The sequence below is a fragment of the uncultured Campylobacter sp. genome (assembly GCF_938045205.1).
Classification (GTDB): Bacteria; Campylobacterota; Campylobacteria; order Campylobacterales; family Campylobacteraceae; genus Campylobacter_B.
Genome location: NZ_CALIMY010000019.1, coordinates 1 through 8770, shown reverse-complemented (window position 1 = coordinate 8770; position 8770 = coordinate 1). Strand labels below are relative to the sequence as shown.

At 44.3% G+C, this 8770-nt stretch carries 11 protein-coding genes; 3 read left to right on the top strand and 8 right to left on the bottom strand.

Features of this window, described 5'->3' with window-relative positions:
- Window positions 1-127 precede the first annotated feature (127 nt).
- From Q0198_RS00830 to Q0198_RS00820, 3 genes are read left to right on the top strand one after another with little or no spacing between them, the layout of a single operon-like run.
- Window positions 128-613 carry a phage protein GemA/Gp16 family protein gene (locus Q0198_RS00830; protein WP_297893925.1) on the top strand — a complete coding sequence of 162 codons (486 nt, stop codon included), beginning with the start codon at window positions 128-130 and terminating at the stop codon, window positions 611-613.
- On the top strand, window positions 600-878 hold the full coding sequence (locus Q0198_RS00825) for a Mor transcription activator family protein (protein WP_297893923.1): 279 nt from the start codon (window positions 600-602) through the stop codon (window positions 876-878). The genes Q0198_RS00830 and Q0198_RS00825 overlap by 14 nt, the downstream gene beginning before the upstream one ends.
- Window positions 879-929: 51 nt before the next feature.
- On the top strand, window positions 930-1562 hold the full coding sequence (locus Q0198_RS00820; RefSeq protein WP_297893921.1) for a phage minor head protein: 633 nt from the start codon (window positions 930-932) through the stop codon (window positions 1560-1562).
- 27 nt (window positions 1563-1589) lie between these two features.
- On the opposite strand, the gene Q0198_RS00815 is transcribed toward Q0198_RS00820, so the two are convergent.
- The 8 genes from Q0198_RS00815 to Q0198_RS00780 all read right to left on the bottom strand — a co-directional run bounded on the left by Q0198_RS00815 (window position 1590) and on the right by Q0198_RS00780 (window position 8753).
- On the bottom strand, window positions 1590-2069 hold the full coding sequence (locus Q0198_RS00815; RefSeq protein WP_297893918.1) for a phage virion morphogenesis protein: 480 nt from the start codon (window positions 2067-2069) through the stop codon (window positions 1590-1592).
- A 119-nt stretch (window positions 2070-2188) separates the two neighbouring features.
- A complete protein-coding gene (locus Q0198_RS00810) occupies window positions 2189-3448 on the bottom strand; it encodes a phage minor head protein (RefSeq protein ID WP_297893916.1) in 1260 nt (419 codons plus the stop codon).
- Entirely contained in the window at window positions 3441-4793 is a 1353-nt protein-coding gene (locus Q0198_RS00805; protein WP_297893914.1) for a DUF935 family protein, read from the bottom strand. Before Q0198_RS00805 ends, Q0198_RS00810 begins: the two co-directional genes overlap by 8 nt.
- Complete coding sequence (terL, locus tag Q0198_RS00800; protein WP_297893913.1) at window positions 4790-6433, bottom strand: phage terminase large subunit; 1644 nt, start codon at window positions 6431-6433, stop codon at window positions 4790-4792. Before terL ends, Q0198_RS00805 begins: the two co-directional genes overlap by 4 nt.
- A gap of 8 nt (window positions 6434-6441) precedes the next feature.
- Entirely contained in the window at window positions 6442-6924 is a 483-nt protein-coding gene (locus tag Q0198_RS00795; protein ID WP_297893911.1) for a DUF1804 family protein, read from the bottom strand.
- The gene (locus Q0198_RS00790; protein ID WP_297893908.1) at window positions 6917-7312 is read right to left on the bottom strand and encodes a phage protein Gp36 family protein; all 396 of its coding nucleotides are present in this window, start codon (window positions 7310-7312) and stop codon (window positions 6917-6919) included. Before Q0198_RS00790 ends, Q0198_RS00795 begins: the two co-directional genes overlap by 8 nt.
- A gap of 130 nt (window positions 7313-7442) precedes the next feature.
- Window positions 7443-8414, bottom strand: coding sequence for a major capsid protein (locus tag Q0198_RS00785; protein ID WP_297893905.1), 972 nt, complete (start codon window positions 8412-8414; stop codon window positions 7443-7445).
- 12 nt (window positions 8415-8426) lie between these two features.
- Window positions 8427-8753 (bottom strand): hypothetical protein, encoded by a 327-nt coding sequence (locus Q0198_RS00780; protein WP_297893903.1) that lies wholly within the window; start codon window positions 8751-8753, stop codon window positions 8427-8429.
- Window positions 8754-8770: the final 17 nt, after the last annotated feature.

The following is an 8770-nucleotide window of genomic DNA, read 5'->3' as shown; positions in this document are numbered from 1 at the left end:
TGCTTGGATAAATTTGACGGCAAATTGTGGTATAGCCGCAAGGCTGGCAAGAGCGTAATATATAGTTGCAGGCCACCGGCTACAACCGATACAACTATTACAACTAAGGCTAATAGGGGGCTTTTCGATGAAGATAAATAAGAAAGACGAGCTAAAAAAATACTACATCAAAATGATCCACACGCTCAAGCATAACTATTTCGTGGATGATGAGTGCCGCAAAGTGTATCTACGGGCCGAATTCGGCAAAGATAGCCTGAAAGATCTCAATATCGATGAGCTCAGAAAGGTTTTGGAAGTAGTCGGTTATAAAAGCAAATTTGAGCCCAAATTCAGGCGAAACGGCGCTAAAGATACCACCGCGCAAACGGGCGGAGTGCCAAGGGAAATCGCTAAGAAAGACCCCCTAAAGGCTACGCAAAAACAGCTTGATACTATCGTGGGTATTTGGAATAGGATCGCAAGAGTGAAAACGGGGCTTGCGTTGCGACTTTTTATCGAGAGAATAACCGGTAGGCTGGTATTTTGCCTATGGTATCTCAGCCGCCAGGAAGCCACGGACGTGATTATCGCTCTGCGAAAGATGCAAGGAGCGTACTTTGATAATAAATAATTTCGATCTATTCGTTGAATTTTATAATTGCGTCAAAGAGAGCGAAAGTATGGCCGACGTGCTCAAAGAATACGGCGGAGCCAATATTTACGTTCCAAGCTATAAAAGCACATTCCGTAATCGCGACATCATCAAGGAGTATGAAGAGGGAGTGGCCGCAGGAAAGCAAAGCGCCGTAATAATCCGAGAGATCGCCGCTAAATATGGGCTAAGCTACAATGGTGTCTGTAGCATAATAAGAGAAGCAGCAATACGCGAAATTTGACGCCGAACTTCAAACAGTATATAATCTACGGGAAAAATTTAAGGATTGCCCGTGGACAAATACGAGGAAAATAAATTAAAAAGTAAATTTGATGCGAAACAGAGAAAAGCGAGCACTCTTGCTCAATCCTTTATGTATGCAATAGATGATGATATCGGTTTTGACGAGTGGATAAAGAAGGAGATTGCTCTACTTTCGTTTCTTGGTTTCGTAAAAGATATAAAAATAATGCAAAAGAATGGGAAATCCAAACAAAAACTTATTTTTCAAGACGGACTAGAAATATTATTTAATTTCGCCAATAGATTATATTATGCGAAAAGACGCTATGATAGCCAAATGAAAAGTCTCGGAAAATATTTTCGATACGTAGCCGTTATAGATAATTTAACAAATCAAGCGCATGCAAGTATCCATAACATTATTTTACCTAAAATGGATCCATTTTGGGATAGATTTTATCCGCCGAACGGGTTAAAATGCAGATGCCAAGTTCAGGTTTTAACGGATACCGAGGTAGCCGCAAAAGGATACACCATCACTACAGATAGTTCAAATTTAAATACCGACGAGATACTTGAAAGCGAATTTTTTGCAGAAAATTTTGGTAAGCTCGGATTGAAAGTGGATCTGATAGAGCCTTTTATACAAATTTGTGAGCTTGATTATATTCCCTTAAAATAGGCCTAACTCCTTGTTTCGTACTCTCCGTTAAATTTTTTTGATGAAATTTATCATCTGCGTTTTGATGATTTTTTGTATATCGCTTTGAAGCTTGCCGCCCTTACTGACGGGCAAAAACGGGCGAGCCGGTATAAAAATGTTTTTGCTGCGCCCCGCTTTATGGGTGCCGAATTGATGCACCAGCCCATAAGCAAAACCTTTGTGCTTTGAGTTGTTTGATACGATCACTCTTTTGCTAGTTGCGTCCACTACCCATTTATCCGCCAAATATCCGTCACGACGTAGAATTTTATCGGACTTGCCTTTTCGCTTCTTTTGCGCGACGGTACTCGGTTTAAGTGCAGCCCATTTTTGCCCGAACGGACTTTTTTCATCCTCGAAGCTATCCTCGATAGAATTTGCGATGATATTGCCGATCGTGTGCATCAAAGGCTCGGTATTGTGCCCCAATTCGGACAATCCCTTTAACTTCCTTTGCACCGCCTCTAAGCCCGTAATCTCTATCATTTGACTTTGCCTTTAAAATTTATTATAATACCCGTAAAAGTAGCCTCGATGGCGTCAGTGTGCGTAGACGGACGTTATGCGTTGGCATAGCGGTTATCGCGGGTTCGACTCCCGCCGAGCTACTTTATCTTTTTGATTTCACCCTTTTCAATTAGATCCTCAATCGTTTTTTTATCATTTTTATCAAGCGTTATTACGTAGTTGCTTTGCTTGAATTTCTTAATTATTTTACTTATTTCGATGGGGATTAAATTTATCTTTGAGCCGTCTTTTTTGTCCTCAAAAATAAACAGAATATTTTTGTGCTTTTTGCGTAGATCCGTATAAGCGTTGTTTTCGTTATCCAGCACCGAAACTATCTCGCGCATTTCCTCTATCCTAAGGGCATGATCGTAGCCCTCTTTACGCTTCGGGGCTGCGTGGGACAGATGCTTTTTTGTGATGATTATGCCGCCGCTTTGCACATCTGCGCCTAAAATTTCGCTTGCTTTCTTTGCTAAAAAAGCATTCAAAAAGCCCACCTGCACCATATTGATCGGCGTTTTTGGATTGTCTTTTACGATGATCTCATCTATCGCATCCTCAAGCCCGCTTCTCCATACATGCAGATCTCTTTCGTGTCCAAAGCCCGCTAAACGCTCTTTTAACTTTTGTCGCGCAGTCTCCGCAGTAACGGCGCCTAGCGCCTCTTGTTTCTTTTCGATAAAAATTTCATCCAAATGATCCATTTTGCCTGGGTTGTAAGCAAAATCATCCTGCGCTACGCTTGGCAAAAACGAGCCGTCTGCAAGCGGCGTAATGCCGCGCGCTCGTACTTCGGCTTCCGTAAGGACTTGCACTTTGCAGCGACAATTCCAGCCGTTTGGCGGGTAGTTCGTATCCCAAAATTTATCATTTTTTGGAAGCGTGGTACCGTGCAGCTTTCGGTGCGTAGGCCTTGTTTTGCTATCAAGAACCGCCGTGTAGCGAAAATACTCCCCCGAGCTTTTCATTTGGCTTTCATAGCGGGCTTTTGCGTATGCGGTCCTCATATTAGTATCGTAGATAGTTTTTAGTCTGCGGTTGCCCACATAAATTTCTTTTTCCTCGCCGCTTTTAGGATCTTTGACCTTGATCCTACCGAGCCAGCCCTTTTTGGCTAGTATAGGCTTTACGCTTTGCTTCCACTCCTCAAACGAGATTCCATTTTTAAAAGCTTGAGCGAGCGAGTTTTGCATATCTTTTAGAAGATCTAAATCGGTCATCTTTGCGATCATAAACGTTTTTTTATGCGCATCGTGCATGATCTCATCATAATCAAAATGGATCTCAGCGTTTTTGCCTTGCAGATACTCATATACCGCCGTAGGCTCTTTTTGAAAGCTAAAGCCGCTATTCATCCGCATATCCGATCATTTCTGCGTTTGCAATAGCTCGAAACATATATTTTTCAAGCTCATCAAAAGGCAGATCGTAAAGCTCATAAAGCCTATCAAACGCCTGCTCGTAGGTTTCGCTTTGCGCGATCAATTCGTTTAATGCAGCCTCTATCTCGCCGTCATCGATTTTTAATTCGCTAGTAGCCTTTTCGAAGCGATCTATCGGCTTATTTGCGTTCTTTAAAACCCGTTTATTCACCTTTAAATCACTGCTTAAACGCTCTTTAATAGCCTTTTCGTCCAGCTCTATATTATAAATTTTGCTGATGTATTTTGCGGTCGGCACAAAGCCCATATCAAATAGCGTCTTATCTCTGCTTGCGCGCTCCGCATTCGGGGCGTCCTCGTCGTAAATTTTCGCTTCGATTTCGCCTTTATAGTTATTGATCTCCTTAAAAAAGTCGATCGTCTTATTCATCACGAACTCTAAAATTTTGCCGTCGTTTGCGGCAAGATCCTCTCTGATTTCGTTGTGCGTTTTTGCCGCGGCGTAGCTACCCTCTTTGATGTCGCTCGTCAAATTTGCCCCTAAAATCGCCTTGCTGATTTGATTGTCTAGGTACGTCGGAAGCCTCGTAAAATCTACATTCGTACTTGGCTGAATAAGCGTCAATTCTTCCTCGGTATCGATGACTGCGCTGTCGCCGCTAAGCATAGCCTGTACTTCGTTTGCCAGCTCGTCCGGATCGAAGCTTGTTTTTGCAACCGCCCAGGGCGAGCCGAAACGCTCCAAAAACCTAAACCAAAATTTTAAGCTCGCATTTTTCATCTTAACGGGGAAATAGAGCTTTTTAATAAGCCCATCACCGTAAGTTTTTCTAAAATTTGCGCGATTTAGAGCATAAACGACTTTAAACGGCGGGATCTCTTGTTCGCTTCCGCTGGCTACGAATACAAACTCACCCGCATCGTTAAATTTAAACTGCCGAAAATCCCTCTGCACGAGACGCGGGTAAATTAATCCGTCCTTTTCTTTGTAGTTGACCTCAAAAACATTGAGCCCGTAAAGATAGGTCTCTAAAATTTGGCTAACGATATCCGGGTTAAAAATGGTTTTGAAATTTTTGGCAATCTCCTCATCATCGCAAATGATTTGGATCTCTTTTTTCTCGGTGACGGATTTACGACTGACGTCGCACTGCGTAACCGTAAGATCTGTTAGGATCATATCCATATCGCTATCGCTTATGCTGGAAACGCCGGTGTTGATTATCAGATCGATCAGCGTGCTGTTTTGGGCCACAACTGCCGTTTTTTTACGCTGCGGTTGCTCGGTTTTATTCTTAAAAAGTTTCTCAAATATCATCTACTGCGCCTTTTTATCTTTCTTTTGAGTTTTGTAAGCTCGTATGCTCCCGCCAAAGAGTCGGGTGCGTCGTCGTGCTTGCCTTCCGGGTATTCGCAAAGCTGCTCTATAAGCAAGCTTTGGCTTTGATGGAATACTATCTCTCCGTCATCGATCGGCACCTCGAGTTCCTCTATCCTCTGCCCCTTAGCGGCCGTATTATTCACTCCCTTTAGCGGCAGCTTCGCACCCACCTCAAAGGCCTTCTCTCTGATCCATTGCCTAAAAAACTCCTGCCCGCCGTTGCTTTCGATCGCGCACATTCTTGGACGATATATCCCGTTTAGGCGAAGGATCTCTTTGATCGTTTTCTTGCTCTTCATGACCTCTACAATGCTTTCGGCTACGTAAATTTTAGCTTCTATCTTGCTGACGCCCAGCACCGTAATAGCCGTATAGTCGCTCTTTTTCTTTTCGCCCGCAGGATCAATATACATAACGAAATAATCGCATCTCGGAAGCTCGCGATAAAAATGCATAGCCTCTTTTGTGAATATTTGAGCTTCGTTTCGCGGATCGTTTTGCTGCTCTTTGTTGAATGATTTTAGGTTCTCAGCGCGCTTTTGCATAAGCTTTAAAATCGGTAGCGCATCGGGCCAGAGCACCAGTGAGCCCTCATCCATTTGTTTTTTATGCCGCATATAAAACTCGTCGCTGGAGTCCTTTGAGATATTGCGATACAGCTCGCTCCATTGCTCCCATAGATCCATTCGCCTTGGGAAATTTATCACGGACTGATATTTTTTGGCGTTCCAGAATTTAAGCTTTAACTTTCGCGCCAGCACGCTATCTGCATGCAAGATGGTACCGATGTAAAGTACATCTAAGCTTCCGTCTACGCTGCCTAAATTTAGCACCGCCTCATCGAGCCACTCCTCGAGCTTATCGCGCTGATCTTTGCTGCGCACGTTGGTGTCGTTTTCCAAATCATCAAGGACGACTAGGTCGGGGCGGTACACGCCGAATTTCACGCCGCGTAGCCTCTTTCCGGAGCCGAATGCTTTAAGCTTCACACCGTTTTTGGATATAAACTCGCCTATCTTCCAATTCTTGCTTGCGCCGCAGACATGCGGGAAATCCATTTTTAGATTGGCATTGTCCTCAAGCTCTGCCTTGATCGCTTCAAGGCAGCCCTCCACTAATTCCACGGCATCTGAAATTTCGACTATAAAGCGCTTTTTGGCAAAGCAAATGCACCAAAGCGGAAAGAGCTGCGAGCAATACGTGGTTTTTGCATGCCCGCGCGGCGCGGCTCGAACATATTTGTCGCCGCTTGCGTTTTGCGTCATAGCTTCAAAAATTTGTGCTAGATCCTCGTGAAGCGCACAAGAGCTATCGATGCTAAAATAGTGCGGAAAATAGGTTTTTGCGAAATATAGAAAATCGTGCTCGGCGCGCTTTAGTCTAGCGGCTCTATCTTTGGGGGATAGTGGGCTATTTAGATGAATCTGCTCTTTTAGCTCGCCGCTAAGCTCCTCCAGCCAGTCGTAGAAGTCTTTGCGCGTCAGCTTGCTAAGCTCGGGTTCTACGGCGCCGGCTTGTTTGTGCGCTTCTCTGCTGTCTTCCAAAAAGCTATCTAGCTCATCTCTTGAAAAAAGCATACATCATCCTAAACGTCAAGCTCTTCGATGGCTTTGACAAATTTCTCGCTCTCGATGAGCTCGACGAGTTTTTTGATACACTCTTTGTTCTCGTCGTCTTTAAATTTATCTACTACTAGCATAATGACCTTTTTAGCGATGCTTAGGCGGTATGCCGCCGGATTTTCGTAGCTTGCTACTTTGGTCATCTTGACGAAACTGTCGCCTATTTTTGAAAGCGCCTCGGCCTTTTTGCCCGCGGGCAGTTCGCTCTCTCTGATATCTTTGACCGCCAGGCGCATCTCTTCGATGAAATTTTGATAGATATTTTGTTTCTCTTCGCCGCCGCGGTTCAGATAGCTCGCGGTTTTGAGCTCATCCCAATTACTGCCGGCTTTGTAGTTCTTAATCGTCTTTACGTTTTTATTTAAAATTTCAGCTATTCGCTCAACGCTAAAGCCCTTCAGATATAACTCTCGTGCTAAATCTTTGATATTTGGTTTCTCAGCCATTTAGGTCCTTTAGATCCATTCGTTTTTCGTAGTGTCTGAATGCCCTTGAAGCAAGCCTCGGCGTATCATCTTTCTTCTCATCGGTCGGAATTTTACCCGCAGCCATTTTCAAAAGCAGCCCCTCGATCTTTTCGATCTGCTCGGCTAGAGTGTCTTTCGGAAAGTTGTTGCGCTTTTTTAACTCGATTATCGTGAGATCGACGCAGATATCTTTTAGAAGCTTGGTGGGATTGGCCGGGATCCTTATAAACGATGCGATGAATGCTAGCGCATCGTTTAGGCTATCGTCTATGATGCTTTGATTTATGCTGCCGCTTCCCTCAAAATCGCTAAGCTCCAGCAGCTCTTTGTGCGAAACTTCTTCAAGTAGATCATCGTTTGTTATCATTGGGCTTTATCCTTAAATCTTTTAAGCCTTTTAACGCGCATTAAAAGCATGTTAAAACGTTTAAAACATTTTTTACGTGTGTTCGGTCGTTTTTAATTTAAAAGGGCTTAGAGCCCTTTTAAATTGATTTTTATGCAAATTCAAGCTCAACGATCGCATCAAGCCTATTACAAACTGGAATCGGCCTGCTCTCGCTCACGATGCCCCAGCCTGAACCTTTGTCGAGCACCTCCGGAGCCGCCGCAAAGAATTTGGTCGGAGCCTTGCCGATAGCCGCGGTATGATTAGCCCTCGTATAAATCACTTCGAACATATTGTCGTCAAGCGGTACGACTACCCCTTTTTTGCCGCTCATATAACGCGTAGGCTTGCCCTTGGTATTGTCATAGGTCGCATCGTAAGGCATAAAGGTTTTGCCGAAAAGCTCAAGTGTCAATACGTTGTTTTTATCGGTAATTTTTGCCGAATTTGACTTGAGAAGCTCCTCTTTTTCTACAAGGGCAAGCAGTTCCGCATAAAGCTCTCTGGTTACCAATGCTATATACGGCTTCGCGGCCCCCAATACGTCGACTTGAGCGGCCTCTATGTCGTTGAGCAGCGTCATTAGCTTCGTAGTGCTTCCGATCGTGATCTTTTTGCGGTTTGCGGTCAAAGAAAGAAGCACGTTACCTTTGCCGTCCATTACCTTGCCGAATATGGCTCCTGCCGCCATATACTCAAGCGTATTGGTAACGTTGCTTTTTTGCTTCGCAAGCTTTTTACCGATAGCCGCCGAAAGGGACTTCAATTGCTCTTTTTGGGTATTGAGCGTTTTCAGCAAATTCATCTCGCTTGCCGGAAGCGTATCGTATTGCGGAAAGCGAGGAAGCGGCACGGATACTATCGTTTGATCCGGGTTTTTCGTCACCAAATGCTCGCCGTTTTCGCTGACGCTCTCAAGGATTACGCCCGCACCTTTTTCGATGATGATATTGTGCGAATTTGAAAGCGTCGGCGTCCATGTTTTAAAAAATGTGTCCATAATAAAGCTTTGGTCCGCTTTGACCTGATTGACGATCTCGGTCATCGCATCAACTGTGAAGTATTTTAAAAGTTCGTCCATTGTCTTCTCTCCTTATCTCACTACTATTTTTTGCTTAAATAGCGCGGTTTTTAGCTCTGCGGCTACATCCGCAAGCTTAACTTCGCCGAGTACCAGCACGTCGGCATTCCCGGTAGCTTCTACGCCATCGCAGAGCACGCCGAATACCGCAGCGGCATTTGCGATAGTAGCGGTTTGGTTGTCGCTTGTTACCGCAGCGAAGCTTTCGCCGCCATTAATGCTAAATAGTACGGCTCCGCACTCCAAAGCTTTGGTGGTCTCCACTTTCGCGTTGACGCCGAGTATTTTGTTTACGACTATGTCTCCGATGGTATTTGGTTTCTTTCCTTCGTTTGGCATTTCATTCTCCTAATGCA